Raw genomic sequence first — 16,012 nt, 5'->3', positions numbered from 1 at the left:
AATGTTCAGTATCGCTCCATTCTTAATAGACATTTTCACTATTCTAAAAAAATACCATTTTGAGGGTTATTTAGTTGGTGGATGTGTGCGGGATATGCTGTTAGGTGTTCCCCCCAAAGATTACGATATCACAACCAATGCAACTCCCACACAAATGAAGGAAATTTTTTCTCCCCATTTTTATGTTATTGAAAGTGGAATTGCACATGGGACTTTAAGCCTTTTTCGGAAAGATTTTGGACGCGTGGAGATTACAACCTACCGTAGCGATGGTGAATACATTAACCATCGTCATCCGCGTTGTGTGAAACTTGAAACAAGCCTTAAGCAAGACTTAGCAAGACGAGATTTCACAATCAATGCCCTTGCATATGACCCTTTTGACAACACAACAATTATTGATTTATATGGTGGACAAGATGACCTGCAACATAAAATTATCCGTGCAATTGGTAGCCCTCATGCAAGATTTTCAGAAGATGCATTGCGTATACTTCGTGCATTACGATTCGCTTCTGAAAAAAACTTCATCATTGAAACTAGTTGTGCTGAAGCACTATACCAGCAACATACACTTTTACAGCATATTTCTGTAGAACGTATACGAGAAGAATGGAATCGTATTCTGCTTGGAGAATCTGCATTTAAAGTTATTAATCATTTTTTTTCACTCTTTCAAAATATATTTCCTTACCTAAAAACACAAAAACAAGAATCTTTAGAATCCCTACAATATGCACCATACGACCTAATTGTGAGACTCTGTCTCACTTTTCAACAAGTACCAATGCAAGATATCCAAAGTTTTTTAAATACTTTCAAATATGACAATCACACAAAAAAGATAATTTATAAGCTACTCAATGCAAAGCCAATTCAAAGTTCTAAAATTTCTCTCAAACATCTTGCCCATGAATTATCTATTTCAATATTAGACCAACTTATTGCTATTCAAGAAGCACAATTTTTTCATAAACAACAATACAAACAGGAATTGCAACATACAAGAATACTTCTGGCAGAAATTCAAAAAGAGTGCTACACATATCAACAACTACAGATTAATGGAAAAGATTTATTAATGCTTGGATTTCCAGCATCCTCCATTATCGCAAAAACACTTCAGGAAATATTATTTGCAGTAATTGAGGAAAAAATTCCCAACGAACGTACACATTTAATAGAGTTTGCAAAGCAATTTTTAAAAAACTGAATATTGTAATATCAGCTTATTTTTAGAAAATAAGAAGTATAATTCAAGCCCTTAAAGACAGGTGTCCGAGTGGTTGAAGGAGCACGCCTGGAACGCGTGTAAGGTGCAAGCCTTCAGGGGTTCAAATCCCCTTCTGTCTGCCATTTTTAGACTGGAAACTAGATGTGATACATACTTTGATCCAAAACGCGTTCCTCATACTTAAGAAGATCGACTAGTTTAATATTATATAATTCATTAATTCTTGCATTAACATCACCCCAAAACAAATTTAAAGCGGGGCTATAAGTTTCAATCTCTTTATGCCAAGAACCATTTTCAAGGGTATCTAATAATGTGCCTATTGTAAGATTTTTTGTTTCTTCTGGAATATAATATCCCCCTTTAGGTCCACGTGTACTTCTAAGGAAATTCTTGTTTCTTAAAACAAACAGAAGTTGCTCTAAATAATTTTGTGGCACCCCAATCGCTTTGGAAATTTCTCCTGCTTGCACTGTTCTTTCATGACTATTTAAAAGAATGTAATAGACTGCACTTAAACCATAAATTCCACGAGTAGATATACCCATTTTCTAAAACTCCTTATTAAGACTTTATATTGTATTATTACACTTTTATTAAATAATGTCAACTCAACATATCAAGAAAACCAACCTTTAATTTTTTCAAATAAACTTGTTAAACCACTTTCGTGCGAATTTGCCTCATAACCAAAAGATTGATTGAGTTGCTCCAAAAGCACCCTTTGTTCATCATTAATTCTTTGTGGATAAGTAATCTTAATCTGAACGATTAAGCGACCTTTTTGCTTTGTTCGTACATCTGCCACGCCCTCACCATTAAAAACAAACTGCTCTTTATCCTTCACAAAGGCAGGAACAGCCAAATCAAGTTCCTTGTAAGGAGAGGGGATTTTTAAATTTGCACCCAATGGTACACTTGCAAAAAATAAAGGGACTTCCAAATACAAATCATTACCATGCCGCACATAATGTTCATCTTCAGCAATCGCACAAACGAGGTATAAATTTCCCCTTTCAATTTGTGGTAAAACATTTCCTTTTTTGTACGCACGCAACTGCATTCCGTTATCTACACCTGCTGGAATATCAATTTCAACTTCTTCTTGTTTAAGATGATAACCATTCCCTTTACATTCATTACAAGTTTCCTTAATATTCTCTCCAGAACCCTTACATTGTGGACAAGTTTGAGAAAATTGCAAAAACCCCTGCCTTAAGAATACTTGCCCTTTACCGCCACATTGTGCACAAGTCTGATACTGACCATCCTTTGCCCCTGTACCCTTACATTTTTGACAATACTCCTTATATTCGCTTTGAATAGTTTTTTTTACCCCAAATAAAGCTTCCTTAAAACTTAAAGATAATTCTATTGCAATATCAGCAGAAAACTTTGTCCTTTGTCCTCTTGGACGAGAATTAAACCCTCCACCACCAAATACAGAATCAAAAATTGAACCCAAATCCTCAAAAATATCTTCAAAACCTTTACCAGAAAAACCACTATAACCTTGTTGCTCCAAACCTTGTTTACCATAGCGGTCATATAAGGTACGTTTATTGTCATCACTCAAGACTTGATAAGCTTCATTCACACGTTTAAACATCTCTTCTGCTTCACTACTTCCATCATTGCGGTCTGGGTGATATTTCATTGCCATTTTACGATACGCTTTTTTAATTTCCTCTCCACTTGCATTACGTTCTACGCTTAAAATTTCATAATAATCAAACTCTTCCAAAATATATCTCCCATTTTTGTCGTATTTTTTATAAAACCCACATTGTAACAAAAACTTTTTTAGTATTGGTTAAAAAAAATTAAGATAGGATACACTTATGAAAGAGGAAAAATATTTTAACGATTTAATTAATATTTTACAATCGTTGCCTTCTGTAGGCAAAAAATCAGCCACACGTTTAGCTTATTTTCTTGCTGTAGAAAATAAATTTGCTGCTCTTAGAGTCGCTCAAAGCATTCAAGATGCAGTAACACATATTCATCAGTGCCTTGAATGCGGTGGCGTTAGCGAAGATGAGTTATGTTCAATTTGTGCAGATTCAGGACGTCATAATGGGGAACTTTGTATCGTTCAACATCCAAAAGACATTCTAGTTTTAGAAGAATCTAACTTCTTTAAAGGTTGTTATTTTGTGTTGCAAGAAAACAATGATTTTGCTGTTGAAAAACTCAAAAAAATTATTCGACAACACCATATTCAGGAGATTATTTTTGCCTTTTCTCCATCACTTGCCTCAGATACTCTTGCACTATGGCTGGAAGATAAACTTAAAGATTGCTCATTGTTGTTTACACGAATCGCACAGGGCGTCCCAAGTGGGGTAAGTTTTGAAAATATCGACCAAATTTCATTATGGAAAGCGTTTGAAACAAGAACAAAAATCTAAACAATGAAAAAATACTCACTTTAATATTGTTTTAATTTTTATAGGGCTAAAATTGCTCTAATCCTTAGTGACTTTTTTAAAGTTAAGATAAGGGGAATCTCAAACTAGATGAAAGGAGTATCGAGATGAAAAAAGCAATGATCGTAGGTATTCTTTGTGCAAGTGCAAGCTTGATGGCAGCAGATGGTGCAACAATTTTTAAGAAATGTATCGCCTGTCATGGACCAAATGCAGATAAGGTAGCACCTGGAAGCAAAGGTGGGGTAACCATCAATGGTGCTGACAAAGCTTTGATTCTTGAGAATCTTAAGGGATATGCTGCTGGAACAGCTGATAATGGTGGAGCAAAGCAAATTATGTATAACAACATGAAAATGTGGAAACTCACTGAAGAGGATATGGATGCTGTGGCAGATTATATCTCTAAGCTTCCTGCAACTGCTTCAACTGTAAAGAAGTAGTTTACTTTACAAAATTGGGGGTGCTTTAACCCCCCGTATTAATTAAATAGGTTAGTTTGTTACTCCAAGTCGTTAACTATATTTAAGTGTAATTGCATATTATTGTTAACAATAAAGATTTCAGGATGTAAGCTAGAAACAAGGATTTTATATGGAAGCAGAGCTTATGCGTTTAGCAGTTGAAACATACAAAATTACCCTCACTCTTTCGTTACCTATGCTTCTCTCGGGGCTTGTTATTGGTCTAATGATTAGTATATTTCAAGCAACAACACAGATTAATGAGCAAATTCTTGCTTTTGTGCCTAAAATTCTTGCCGTTGTTGTTGTGATTATCGTAACAATGCCTTGGATGTTAAACCTTCTGATGGATTTTACAACGCGCCTACTGAATCTTATTCCGACTTTTCCCTTTTGATAATGAAGAATGAATGGATTGAAATTGATTTCTCACGCTATACAAGTATTCGGATTGGTGCAAAACATTCTGTAGAAGTAATCCATTCGCTTACACCAAAAGAAAATAGGCAAATCTTAGGACATGGTTTTAATCTTCTCGTTGCCCCATCAGCAAGCCATCTCGCTATTCTTGGTCAAGAATTTTCAACCATTGAAGAACTTCCCCATCACCTCTTAAGAGTAGGTGCAAATCTTTCTGGTCCGCGTCTTTTTTCATACGCAAAAAAACATAACTTAAATGGTTTTGAAATGCTTTCTCATCTACCTGGTAGCGTTGGAGGACTCATCACGATGAATGCAGGAATGAGCTTACAACAAGATGGGCAACTCAAACGATATGAAATTTCCCAAATACTGGAAGGCATTTATACTCAACAGGGCTTTATCCATAGCTGTGAGCTAGAATTTGATTATCGCTATTCAAATATTCCAGATATTATTTATTATGCAGTTTTTCGTCAAGAAAAGGGTTTGGATGAAACATTAATCAAGCATTTTCAAGCTATCCGTAAACGACAACCCAAAGAACCAAGCTGTGGTTCTGCATTCAAGAATCCGCAAGGAGATTTTGCTGGTAGACTCATTGAATCTGTTAACTTAAAAGGTGTACATTACGGCGATATGTGCTTTAGCCCCCAACATGCAAACTTCTTAATCAACTGCGGTCGTGGTACTTTTGAGGAGGCAGATTCATTATTAAAAGAGGCTCAAAGACGCGTCTTTCAAGAATATGGCATCTCGTTAGAAAAAGAAGTGGTTATTATCCAATAAATTGTATAGATTCTTTTTTGCCTCTTAGAAATCTTACTTTTGAATATCTTTGTAGTCCAACAAGAATTCACACTATATCCCGCACTTCATCTTAAATAATTTGAGATAAATCACTCTTTTGGAGAAGATTCTGTTATCTCTTCTTATTTCCCTGCTTTGGGTAAGTCCAACTGGGCGGTTAATTCTATTAATCAGATTGTAAAGATTGATGCTGTAATTGATGTCAAAGAGCTCAGTAAGGCTTTAGGTTTGCCTATGAATGAGTTTGATTGCTTTCAAAAGCGGTTTTGTCTTGTTTCTTTGGTGGATACTTATAGCAGTGTGTGTAGTTTTCATATCTGTGACACTGAAAATTCTTTAGGTGTGGCTAGGGCGGTAGCCCATAGTTCGAAGAATACTTAATATTTATTAAAAAAATATTTAATCATTTAAAATTATTTATTTTTTACAACCCATCTCCCACAAAAAACCTATTATGGAAGTACCTATCCATTCGCTTAAATTTTGGTTTTTTGGTTTAAAAAAATTTTCAAATTATGAATCAACTTTTTCAAGTTCTCTTTTAATTATTTGCTCTATCTTTATGTATTTTTGAATTATTCATCATCTATAGTTTTAGTAAAGACCATATTATCAGTATCTTTAGGTTAAAATCTAACTCATCAAGCCTGTTTCTCTATATTTTGTTTCTTTTAATACTAATTGAAGTCAATTCTCCTTTGTAGGCTTTATCTCCTCATTACCCAAAGCCTCCTGTACATTGCTTTACCCTATTTTGAGATATAGTTTTGTCTAATATTTCAAACCCTCTTTCCATTTGCAATTCTTTACTTAATATGCGTATCACCTTGTTGTAAACAAAATTCTATCTCCCCCACTGATTATATTTATTTTAGATTTTTCGGTCAACTCTGCTCCTTTAACATCCTTACCACTATCCACTTAAACCATTCCCCCTTCTTTACTTCTTGTATATCCCCCTTAAATTTTAAACACAAAGATAAATATATTAGAATATTTTAAATAAAAATCATAAACTTTACAGTAAACTATGGAATATTTTACAAAAACAAGCTATAATCCCATATTCATTTTTTCATTTTAGCAAGGAGATAAGCAGATGATTTACACCATCAAAAGCCCTATTTCAGGTTTAGAGCAAATTGCAAAGGTAGAATTAGAACAAATTGATGATCGATTTGTAAAGGTTCGTGGCTTAAAAGAGGATGACACAGATTGTGGAATTGAGCTTCGTTTGATTAATCCTTACACTCTTAAAAGAGATTATTCTCTCACCATACCGACAAATATCCAGACTTTGCTTGACATTCATAACAATTCAAAAGTTAAAATTTTTTGCATGATGATATTACAAAAACCGATTGAAAGTTCACTTGTAAATTTCCTTGCCCCTATCGCTTTTAATGACGATAACCAGAGTGCTGCACAAATTGAGTTACAGGCAATAGAGTATCCAGATTTTCATGTTGCAGAACCCATTAGCAATTATATTCACATTTACGATGTAAAATCGCCCATTCTCGGTTTTGAACAAATTGTTAAACTTGAATTCATAGAAATTGACCATATGTTTGCAAAGATTCAAGGTTTAAGAGAAGATGGTTCGGAATGTGGCGTGTCGATGACTTTAGCTAACCCCGCAATGTTAAAAAAAGATTATATCTTCGATGTTCCTGTTGCAATTCAAACATTAATGGATATTTCCAAACACACAAAGGTTTTTATCTATTGCCCTGTATGGTTTAAAACACCTATTGAAGAATCAACAGTGAATCTGCTTGCACCCATCATCCTAAATCCGGAAACACATACGGCAGCACAAATTCCTCTACAAGCACATGATTACCCTAATTATGGTATGATTGAACCGATTAAAAAATTAAGAGAAGCACTATCATAAATTGTGAACCTAAATACTGAACAAACTCTTGCCTCCACTGCCCCGCTAGGACATAACCTTATTATTGCTTCAGCGGGGACGGGAAAAACAGCCACAATCGTTGCACGTATCGCTTTTTTGCTTGAGCAGGGTATTCCGCCAACAGAGATTCTTCTTCTCACATTCACAAATAAAGCCGCACAAGAGATGCTCATAAGATTAAATCGCCTTTTCCAGGAAGATATCGGTATAGAGGCAGGGACTTTCCATTCTTTAAGCTATCGCTATCTAAAAACTCATAAAAAAATCACCCTCAAGCAACCACGAGAACTAAAGAAACTTTTTGAAGGTATATACGAAAAATACACCTTTACGCATTCGGGCATAAAACCTTATGGACATTCTTATCTTTACGAACTCCATTCCTACTATCAAAACATTTTTCAAGATTTAGATTTTGGGGAGTGGTTAGCACAGACAAAAGAAGAACAAAATATCCACACCAAAACTTATATGCAAATTCTTACAGAATTTCAAGCATTAAAACAAACTTATGGTTATGCAGATTTTAATGACTTACTAATTTTATACCGCCAAGAGATTCTTCACAAACGGCAAACACAAAATATCTATCAAGAAGTATTAGTTGATGAATACCAAGATACAAATCCACTCCAAGATTCCATACTTAAAGCCTTAAACCCCCCTAGTCTCTTTTGTGTTGGTGATTACGACCAAAGCATTTATGCTTTTAATGGTGCGGATATTTCTATTATTGCAAGTTTTAAAGACCGCTTTGCTTATGCTAAAGTCTTTAATTTATCTAAAAATTATCGCTCCAACGCACCCATTTTAGAATTAGCAAATCGCGTAATTGAACACAATGAACGCATTTATCCAAAAAAATTAGAAGTCGTTAAACATTCTAAAAATGCATCTGAAGTAAAATTGCTTGAATATTCAGAATTATTTGAACAATACAAAGGCATTGCAGAAAAAATCTCACAATCCCATACCCCACATTCAGAAATTGCGGTTATCTTTCGCAATAATGTTACCGCTGATGGAATTGAAGCGTGTTTGCGCGAAATAGGTATTCCAAGTCGTCGTAAAGGAGGAGTTGGATTCTTTGAATCTAAAGAAATTACATTAATGCTTGATTTACTCTCTTTATTTCACAATCCACGCGATATGATTGCTTTTATCCATATTTTAAGCTATGCAAAAGGGGTAGGCAGTAGTATTGCACAAGACATTTATACACAACTCATTGCATTTGGACATGGCGATTTATATCAAGGCTTATTCAAACCAGACCATTCACATAAAATCACCCAAGAACAAATCTCTCTATTTAGTGAGCTAGATAGAAATGATAAAATTTCTACATTCCAAGCAGAAGGTATTCACCAACATTTTTTACATCACCCCATTCTTACTCACCCAAAATTACATTCCCATGCACGTCTTTTTTTGAATGAATTATTTTGCTTACTTAGAGAAAGAGACTTAAGCACAATTCAGCTTATTCAAAAATGTGAAAACTCTAAACTTTTTCAAGATATTATCTCTATTTTTGCACGCGAACGTTCCACAAAAAATGGGCATTTTGATGAAAATCGTTATATAGAATCCTTAGATAAAATCGCTACTAAAATAAAAATTCTAAAAGATCTCAGCAGAAACTATAATCATTTAGGAAGTTTTTTAAATGCAATGATATTGGGTGGAAATGAGATGAGTGAGGGCAGTGGCGTGAATTTATTAAGCGTGCATAGCTCTAAAGGTTTAGAGTATGAAGAAGTTTTTGTAATTGATTTAATGGAGGGACGTTTTCCAAACCGCAAACTCATGGCAAAGAGTAACACTAATATTGAAGAAGAAAGACGTCTATTTTATGTTGCTGTTACAAGAGCGAAAGAAATTTTGTACCTCTCTTATGCAAAAAGCGACCGTGTAAAAAATCTACAATACCAAGCCTCTATTTTTCTAAAAGAGGCTGGTTTCGCCGTAGAAGTTGAAGAATAAAAGATGACAACATTCAATCAAAAGTATAAATTTATAAATAATTTATTACAATAAAAGTTATGTTTTCTGTGTTTCCTGCATTAGCACATTACACCAATATCCACATAAAATGACAACACAAAAAAGTATTTTCAAAAAGACTCCATTCGAGGGACAGAGACTAGCGATTATAGTAGATGCGGATATAGATTTGGCGTTAGGAAAAATCCCTAAAAATCAATATCTTGATATGCTGAAGTTTTATTTAGAGAATCTCTAATGTGGTTTTTATTCTTTTTTATTGTTATTCCATTGGTGCTTTTTGTAGGATTGTATCTTTTTAGTGTAATTGTAATATTTTTAATCAATAAAATACTTCATAAAAAATACTCTCAATATCTTTCTTTGATACTCCCTTGTCTTTCATCTATCTTTTATTTTATGCTCATTATGGGTGGAATCTCATTTAAATCTATAGACCCGCAATATTATGAGTTTAAGAGGTTGTGTGAAGAGGTTAAAAACGAAAGAACGGTGCATAATGAAAACTTGTATAGGATATATCAATATTTCACTAATGGATATGACTATTATTTAGATGATGAAAAAACACAAAAGACATATTATAAGAGTGATTTCACAACAAGAGAACGTGTCCAACTACAAAAAATTTCTAATAAAATAAGCGAATATAAGGAATGGTTATACTATGAAGATATGCCACTGTTATCCTATAAGGATTACACTTACAAGTATTTTGGCATATTTCTTGGTGGTGATGAAGGAGCTGGGTGGCATATAAACCCTAAATATAAGGCATTGGAATGTAAAAATATAAGATATTAACATGCAAACACACTTAGGAAATTGGTAAGGAGTATTAAATGAGTAAAAATATTCAAACTGCTGAAGCAAAATTGGAATTAGTAAGTAAATTCTTGCAATATGCACATGTGGCTAATGTGAGTTATGCAATGTTGTATTATATATACGAAAATGCAGAAAATAAAAAAAGCAAAAGCTGATAACTTAATTTTTAAAGATAAATTAGAGCAAGATATTGAAGTAATGGGTTTAGACAATAAACCAAAATTTTTAAAAAAATAGCACAAGCAGTTAATACTTCTAAAAATGAAAAAAATCAAAAACAAAACCCCAGGAAATCAATCCCTAAACTTAAAGCATTTTATTTTATTCATATCTCATTTATGCTAGAATCCACACATTATTTTCAAAAATCAAGGAATTTCTAATGATTAAGAGGCTTGTTCAGTCTGTTCTTGGCACAAGAAACGATAAGATTATTAAAAAATACTCCAAACGCGTGGCAGAAATTAACGCTTTAGAACCTAAAATGCAAAGCTTAAGTGATGAGGAATTGCAACAAGAATTTGCAAAACTCAAGCAAAGGGCAATTGATGGAGAGAATTTAACCTCTTTGCTTGTCCCATCTTTTGCGATTACGCGAGAATCTAGTCGCCGTATTCTTAATATGCGTCATTTTGATGTGCAACTGATTGGTGGGATGGTTTTACATGATGGACGCATTGCTGAAATGAAAACTGGTGAAGGAAAAACTCTTGTTGCGACTCTTGCTGTCGTTTTGAATGCAATGAGCCAGAAAGGCGTGCATGTTGTTACCGTTAATGATTACCTTGCAACAAGAGACGCCACAGAACTCAAGCCTCTTTATGAATTTTTAGGATATAGTGTAGGCATTATCACAAGCAATTTACAAGGTGATGAATATCGCATAGAACAATATAAGAATCCGATTGTCTATGGGACAAATAATGAATTTGGATTTGATTATTTACGCGATAATATGAAGTATTCCTTAGACGATAAAGTGCAAAATGGACATTCTTTTGTTATTGTTGACGAAGTCGATTCTATTTTGATTGATGAAGCAAGAACGCCACTGATTATTTCAGGTCCAGCAAATCGTAAATTAGAAAATTATAAAAAAGCTAATGAGGTCGCATTATTATTAGTCAGGGAGGAAGATTTCAGTGTTGATGAAAAAAATCGTGTAATTCTTCTTAACGAGAACGGTATTAAAAAAGCAGAAGAAAAGTTTCAGGTTGAGAATCTTTACAGTATTGATAATGCAATTTTATCCCATCACCTAGATCAAGCTCTTAAAGCAAATCATCTTTTCTTGCGTGATAAAGATTATGTTGTGCAAGATGGTGAAGTTATTATTGTTGATGAATTCACAGGAAGATTAAGCATTGGACGACGTTTTAGCGAAGGGTTACATCAAGCTTTAGAGGCAAAAGAGGGTGTAGAGGTTAAAGAAGAATCCCAAACCCTTGCGGATATTACTTTCCAGAACTACTTTAGGCTTTATAACAAGCTAGCAGGAATGACAGGAACAGCCCAAACAGAGGCAACGGAATTCTTACAAATCTACAAACTTGAGGTTATTTCTATCCCAACAAATGTACCAATCCAAAGAAAAGACCTCAACGACCTCGTCTATGGAAGTGAAAAGGATAAATTCAAAGCAGTGATTCAAAAAATTAAATCTTTGCATAAAAATGGGCAACCAGTATTAGTAGGAACGGCTTCTATCGAAAAAAGTGAAGTTCTACATAGCTTGCTACAAAAAGAACGTATACCGCATACCGTTTTGAATGCAAAGCAGCATGCAAAAGAGGCAGAAATCATTAAGAATGCGGGGGTAAAAGGGGCGGTAACAATTGCCACCAATATGGCTGGACGTGGCGTGGATATTAAAATTAATGATGAAATTCGTGCTTTAGGTGGATTGTATATTATCGGCACTGAACGTCACGAAAGTCGACGCATTGATAACCAATTACGTGGAAGATCTGGGAGGCAGGGTGATCCGGGTGTGAGTCAATTCTATCTTAGCCTTGAAGATAATCTACTAAGAATTTTTGGTAGCGACAGGATTAAAAATATTATGCAACGACTAGGTTTAAAAGAAGGGGAACATATTGAATCTAAAATGATTACCCGGTCAGTTGAAGGAGCGCAAAAAAAGGTGGAAACTATGCACTTTGAATCGCGCAAACATTTACTTGAGTATGATGATGTCGCCAATGAACAACGCAAGGCTGTTTATCGTTTGAGAAATGAGCTACTCACCCCCGATTACGACTTAAGCGAAAGAATTATAGATAATCGTCTCACAAGCGTTGAAGCTCTTTTACAACGTTGTGAGATTTTTGAAATGGGTGAAGCAGAAAGTTATGACTATGAAAAATTGCAAGCTTCATTTTTGGAAGAATATAGCATCCCCTTAGAAAGTAAAGATTTACAAATACAGGGTTTTGAGGAACTCAAAAACTCCTTAGTTGCAATACTGCAACAACATTATGAGGAAAAATTTTCTATCGCTGTTGACCAGCGAAGTGAGATTGAACGCATTATTTATTTGCAGGTTTTAGATGGATTATGGAGAGAACATTTATATTTAATGGATAATCTTAAAACAGGAATTGGGTTGCGTGGATACAATCAAAAAGACCCACTTGTTGAATACAAAAAAGAAAGTTATAATTTATTCTTAGAGTTAATTGAAAATATTAAGCTAGAAACAATAAAAACATTACATAGCCTAAGATTGCGTCACAAAGAAGAATCTGAAGAACAGATTGGAGAAGAGATTAAAGAAGCTATTGAACGTAGCGTAGAACAATTAGAACAAGGCGTAAGTGATGCTGTGCGGGGTTCTGAAGGGATTGCAAAAGCACCTCCACAAAAGAAAATCTCCCGAAATGACCCATGCCCTTGTGGAAGCGGTAAAAAATATAAAAATTGTTGCGGGTTAAGTGGACCAAAAAAAGGTATTCTTGCACAAAATATGAACCTACAAGAAAAAGAGTTGTAATAGATTAATGAATGCTGAATCTCTTTTATGTCATCTATTCACACAGCACCATCTTTTATTTTTATGCACTCTCTATGAAGATGAACCGCAGTGTGCACCACTATTTTATGCCTTTGCAAAAAAACCTTATCGCTTAATTGTTGCAAGCGACCCAAAAACCAAACACGCAAAGGCAGCCTTACAAAACCCAAAAGTTGGTGGTGCAATTGGTTTAGAAACATCAGAAATTGGAAAAATCAGCGGTATTCAATTTAAAGGTTTTTGGAGGGAATCTACCCTGCAAGAAAAGGCTATTTATTTTTCTAAATTCCCCTACTCTGCACCTATGCTACCGCATTTATGGTGTATCTTACTTATTGAAACCAAAATTACAGATAATGAGCATTTAGGTTTTGGGCAAAAGGAAATTTTATATTTTTCAACACAAAATATTGATTATTAAGTTTGGATTATGTCCATTTAAAGTAGAATATCTAAATGTGGTTATAAGGAAGAATAATGAAAAAATATATTAAGATAAGTTTATATGCATCTTTATCAGCTCTATTGATTTATGGTTGTGCGAATACCGCACTCAAAAATAGCGATCCTGATCGCTATATGTCCTTATGGGAAGCACACAATCAATATGAAGAGGGCGTTAAACAAGAAAAAGTCGCTTATCTCACCAAACAAAAAAAGCAAAGAGAAAGTAAACGTTCTGATGGCTTGAGTCGAGGTAAAAGATTCTTACTTGCCGCTACCGATATTACATCATTCGCGATTATTGGCACACTTTCACCACTTTACACTAATGAATCCTTAAGTACTCCTAGCTATATTATCGAAGACATACTCTATGATATTCCACTTAATTAGTAACAAAAATAAGTTGCTTCAGCTTTGATAATTTGCATAGCATCACCTCTTAGTGGAATCTCTGCCTGATATTCAAGAATCCTTGATTCAGCAAAAAAGGAAGTGATATGATTTGTTTTACTCGACACTGCAGGCTCTATGCTTGTCCGCAAAATAGGCGGTAAGAATGTTAGATTTTTCAAGTAACATCTTTTATCCATTATTTTTGAATATTCCCTAACCTTAGCGACAGCCTGTGTCATAATAACACTATAGGCTTGTTCTTTTAGTAAATTTAACTCTGTGTGGGTCAATAAATATTCTGTCTGTGGAAGCTGGAATTCTAAAAGCGGATTTTTGCTGACATTTTGTTCTATCTCCTCCATTAATCGGTTAATACTTGTTTTATCATTCTCTCTAAATAGACAATGAATAGGCATTGTTACACGATAACCCATATTCTTCCTCTCTTGTACACTATACTGTGGCTCTAGTAATGGATTTTTTGGTTTACATAATGCATTCAATGCACTCAAAGTACTAATTTCTTTGAAGCTTTCTAAAATTGCCTCTCTTTCTTTTGCATTTAAACTTCCTTTGTTTCTTAAGTGCACGTTCTCTGTAATGATTGGAATGAGTCGCAAAGTAGAGGGTGTAATAGGGTTAGAAATGGAAAACTCATGAACAAGTAATGTCTCTTCTCTTCCCCACAATATTGTAAAAAATATAAATATAATCACAAAAAAACGCATTATTCTCTCCTAAAGTTTTATGATGGTTTTAGCTCTAACAAGGTGATTTCTGCACGTGACATTAAACGCATAGGCGGTCCCCAAAAACCTGTTCCACGATTCACATACAATTGTGTTCTTTCATTTACAGAATACAATCCTTTCAAAAACCCCTGTTGCATACGCACAAGAATAGAGAATGGAGCGATTTGCCCTCCGTGCGTATGCCCACTTAACACTAAATCAATCGGTGCATTTTGTTGTGCGACAAATTCTTTCACGAAACGCGGTTGATGGGCAAGTAGGATTGTTGGTAAAGAAGAATCTACCCCTTCTAACGCCTTATCTAAATCTGGTGGCATACCCAACTTTGCCCCAAACAAATCGCTAACACCCACAACATTAATTAATCCATCAACTACCGCACAATCATTCAACAAAGATCTTATTCCTGCTGATTGCATTGCCCCTAGAGCATCACTAACACCATGAAAAAATTCATGGTTGCCCAAAACATAATAGATTCCAAGCCGACTTTGCATATCACCTAATAAGGCAACAGATGTTGCAATTTGGTGAATTGGTGAATCCGTCATATCACCAGTAAGAAATATTATATCTGCTTGAAGTCTATTAACCGATTCCACAAGTTGACGCACATAAGATTCACCAATCAAGCCACCAATATGCAAATCACTCAATTGCACAGCCTTTAAAGGTTGTTTAAGATTCTTGATTGTAAGTTGCACAGATTCGACCTGTGGAAATAAATGTCCCTCATAAATAGCAGCAGAACTATAGCCAACCATAAACACACTTCCACCCAATGCCGCCATTTTTTTAACACTTTTACGGCGATTTCTTGAAAAAGGAATTAGTAATAAATAACGCAGAACAATCGTTGCAACAGAGGAAAGCATAACAATAAAGCTCATTCCAATCGAAAGCGATAGCAAATGATAAAGCCACAGCGGAACTTCAATCTCATAACGTGCAAAAAAATAGGCCACATTTGCAATATAATTAATAATAAGTAAAAAGATGAAAAGTCGACGCATATTCTGATTCTGCACCCAATAAGATAACCAAAAACGATAGCCAACATAATGAAAAAGGGCAAAAACACTCAAGACAAGCAAGGAGAATAGATTCATTGAAAGCCTTTTTTAGCACTATTATAACAAAATTTCTAACTAAAAGGGTTAAGATTACAGGATTTTATTTGTTTATATGGGAAATATTTGATATTCTCCACTCACAGAAAGAATTGTGTTATAATGATGAGTAAAATCAAATATCTTAAAAGCAGTAAATCGCCCTCTTTTAAGGTGGATTGCAC

General features: G+C 34.5%; 17 protein-coding genes and 1 tRNA gene. 14 read left to right on the top strand and 4 right to left on the bottom strand.

Going from position 1 to position 16,012, the window contains the following annotated elements; translation table 11 throughout:
* Position 1: 1 nt before the first annotated feature.
* A complete protein-coding gene (locus tag CCZ01_RS03930; protein WP_112051928.1) occupies positions 2-1,213 on the top strand; it encodes a CCA tRNA nucleotidyltransferase in 1,212 nt (403 codons plus the stop codon).
* Positions 1,214-1,268: 55 nt separating this feature from the next.
* A tRNA-Ser gene (locus CCZ01_RS03925) sits at positions 1,269-1,356 on the top strand.
* Between the two features lie 15 nt (positions 1,357-1,371).
* Here CCZ01_RS03925 and CCZ01_RS03920 read toward each other — a convergent pair.
* Both CCZ01_RS03920 and dnaJ read right to left on the bottom strand, forming a co-directional pair.
* Positions 1,372-1,782, bottom strand: coding sequence for an RrF2 family transcriptional regulator (locus CCZ01_RS03920; RefSeq protein WP_112051927.1), 411 nt, complete (start codon positions 1,780-1,782; stop codon positions 1,372-1,374).
* Positions 1,783-1,853: 71 nt separating this feature from the next.
* Positions 1,854-2,978: a molecular chaperone DnaJ gene (gene dnaJ / locus CCZ01_RS03915; RefSeq protein ID WP_112051926.1), complete on the bottom strand. Its 1,125-nt coding sequence runs from the start codon at positions 2,976-2,978 to the stop codon at positions 1,854-1,856.
* 97 nt (positions 2,979-3,075) lie between these two features.
* Here dnaJ and recR point away from each other — a divergent pair, with 97 nt between their 5' ends.
* The 12 genes from recR (at position 3,076) to CCZ01_RS03860 (ending at position 13,963) form a co-directional block, all read left to right on the top strand.
* Complete coding sequence (gene recR / locus CCZ01_RS03910) at positions 3,076-3,645, top strand: recombination mediator RecR (RefSeq protein WP_112051925.1); 570 nt, start codon at positions 3,076-3,078, stop codon at positions 3,643-3,645.
* A 125-nt stretch (positions 3,646-3,770) separates the two neighbouring features.
* Positions 3,771-4,106, top strand: coding sequence for a c-type cytochrome (locus tag CCZ01_RS03905; RefSeq protein ID WP_112051924.1), 336 nt, complete (start codon positions 3,771-3,773; stop codon positions 4,104-4,106).
* A 151-nt stretch (positions 4,107-4,257) separates the two neighbouring features.
* On the top strand, positions 4,258-4,524 hold the full coding sequence (gene fliQ / locus CCZ01_RS03900; RefSeq protein ID WP_112051923.1) for a flagellar biosynthesis protein FliQ: 267 nt from the start codon (positions 4,258-4,260) through the stop codon (positions 4,522-4,524).
* Positions 4,525-4,526: 2 nt separating this feature from the next.
* A complete protein-coding gene (locus tag CCZ01_RS03895; RefSeq protein ID WP_112051952.1) occupies positions 4,527-5,336 on the top strand; it encodes a UDP-N-acetylmuramate dehydrogenase in 810 nt (269 codons plus the stop codon).
* A gap of 255 nt (positions 5,337-5,591) precedes the next feature.
* The gene (locus tag CCZ01_RS10335; protein WP_181566300.1) at positions 5,592-5,738 is read left to right on the top strand and encodes a hypothetical protein; all 147 of its coding nucleotides are present in this window, start codon (positions 5,592-5,594) and stop codon (positions 5,736-5,738) included.
* 718 nt (positions 5,739-6,456) lie between these two features.
* Positions 6,457-7,257, top strand: coding sequence for a flagellar assembly protein FliW (gene fliW, locus CCZ01_RS03885; RefSeq protein ID WP_112051921.1), 801 nt, complete (start codon positions 6,457-6,459; stop codon positions 7,255-7,257).
* Between the two features lie 3 nt (positions 7,258-7,260).
* Positions 7,261-9,264: an ATP-dependent helicase gene (locus CCZ01_RS03880; RefSeq protein ID WP_258436589.1), complete on the top strand. Its 2,004-nt coding sequence runs from the start codon at positions 7,261-7,263 to the stop codon at positions 9,262-9,264.
* A 429-nt stretch (positions 9,265-9,693) separates the two neighbouring features.
* Positions 9,694-10,089 carry a hypothetical protein gene (locus CCZ01_RS03875; protein WP_146745212.1) on the top strand — a complete coding sequence of 132 codons (396 nt, stop codon included), beginning with the start codon at positions 9,694-9,696 and terminating at the stop codon, positions 10,087-10,089.
* A 38-nt stretch (positions 10,090-10,127) separates the two neighbouring features.
* Positions 10,128-10,268: a hypothetical protein gene (locus tag CCZ01_RS10330; RefSeq protein ID WP_181566299.1), complete on the top strand. Its 141-nt coding sequence runs from the start codon at positions 10,128-10,130 to the stop codon at positions 10,266-10,268.
* A 227-nt stretch (positions 10,269-10,495) separates the two neighbouring features.
* Positions 10,496-13,105, top strand: coding sequence for a preprotein translocase subunit SecA (gene secA / locus CCZ01_RS03870; RefSeq protein WP_112051918.1), 2,610 nt, complete (start codon positions 10,496-10,498; stop codon positions 13,103-13,105).
* Positions 13,106-13,112: 7 nt separating this feature from the next.
* Entirely contained in the window at positions 13,113-13,547 is a 435-nt protein-coding gene (locus tag CCZ01_RS03865; RefSeq protein ID WP_112051917.1) for a hypothetical protein, read from the top strand.
* 56 nt (positions 13,548-13,603) lie between these two features.
* Complete coding sequence (locus CCZ01_RS03860; RefSeq protein ID WP_112051916.1) at positions 13,604-13,963, top strand: hypothetical protein; 360 nt, start codon at positions 13,604-13,606, stop codon at positions 13,961-13,963.
* Here CCZ01_RS03860 and CCZ01_RS03855 read toward each other — a convergent pair.
* Complete coding sequence (locus CCZ01_RS03855; RefSeq protein ID WP_112051915.1) at positions 13,960-14,694, bottom strand: hypothetical protein; 735 nt, start codon at positions 14,692-14,694, stop codon at positions 13,960-13,962. The genes CCZ01_RS03860 and CCZ01_RS03855 overlap by 4 nt on opposite strands.
* A 17-nt stretch (positions 14,695-14,711) precedes the next feature.
* Entirely contained in the window at positions 14,712-15,827 is a 1,116-nt protein-coding gene (locus CCZ01_RS03850) for a metallophosphoesterase (RefSeq protein ID WP_258436585.1), read from the bottom strand.
* Positions 15,828-16,012 lie beyond the last annotated feature (185 nt).

Source organism: Helicobacter monodelphidis, assembly GCF_003288845.1.
Taxonomy (GTDB): domain Bacteria; phylum Campylobacterota; class Campylobacteria; order Campylobacterales; family Helicobacteraceae; genus NHYN01.
Note: the sequence above shows the minus strand (reverse complement) of the source record. Positions and strands in the feature narration are given on the sequence as shown.

Coding starts and splice junctions, on each gene's coding strand:
- CCZ01_RS03920 (WP_112051927.1), bottom strand. CDS start 1,782: ATGGGTATATCTACTCGTGGAATTTATGGTTTAAGTGCAGTCTATTAC.
- CCZ01_RS10330 (WP_181566299.1), top strand. CDS start 10,128: ATGAGTAAAAATATTCAAACTGCTGAAGCAAAATTGGAATTAGTAAGT.
- CCZ01_RS03855 (WP_112051915.1), bottom strand. CDS start 14,694: ATGCGTTTTTTTGTGATTATATTTATATTTTTTACAATATTGTGGGGA.
- CCZ01_RS03895 (WP_112051952.1), top strand. CDS start 4,527: ATGAAGAATGAATGGATTGAAATTGATTTCTCACGCTATACAAGTATT.
- CCZ01_RS03850 (WP_258436585.1), bottom strand. CDS start 15,827: ATGAATCTATTCTCCTTGCTTGTCTTGAGTGTTTTTGCCCTTTTTCAT.
- secA (WP_112051918.1), top strand. CDS start 10,496: ATGATTAAGAGGCTTGTTCAGTCTGTTCTTGGCACAAGAAACGATAAG.
- CCZ01_RS03905 (WP_112051924.1), top strand. CDS start 3,771: ATGAAAAAAGCAATGATCGTAGGTATTCTTTGTGCAAGTGCAAGCTTG.
- fliW (WP_112051921.1), top strand. CDS start 6,457: ATGATTTACACCATCAAAAGCCCTATTTCAGGTTTAGAGCAAATTGCA.
- CCZ01_RS03930 (WP_112051928.1), top strand. CDS start 2: ATGTTCAGTATCGCTCCATTCTTAATAGACATTTTCACTATTCTAAAA.
- CCZ01_RS03860 (WP_112051916.1), top strand. CDS start 13,604: ATGAAAAAATATATTAAGATAAGTTTATATGCATCTTTATCAGCTCTA.
- recR (WP_112051925.1), top strand. CDS start 3,076: ATGAAAGAGGAAAAATATTTTAACGATTTAATTAATATTTTACAATCG.
- CCZ01_RS10335 (WP_181566300.1), top strand. CDS start 5,592: ATGAATGAGTTTGATTGCTTTCAAAAGCGGTTTTGTCTTGTTTCTTTG.
- CCZ01_RS03865 (WP_112051917.1), top strand. CDS start 13,113: ATGAATGCTGAATCTCTTTTATGTCATCTATTCACACAGCACCATCTT.
- CCZ01_RS03875 (WP_146745212.1), top strand. CDS start 9,694: ATGGGTGGAATCTCATTTAAATCTATAGACCCGCAATATTATGAGTTT.
- fliQ (WP_112051923.1), top strand. CDS start 4,258: ATGGAAGCAGAGCTTATGCGTTTAGCAGTTGAAACATACAAAATTACC.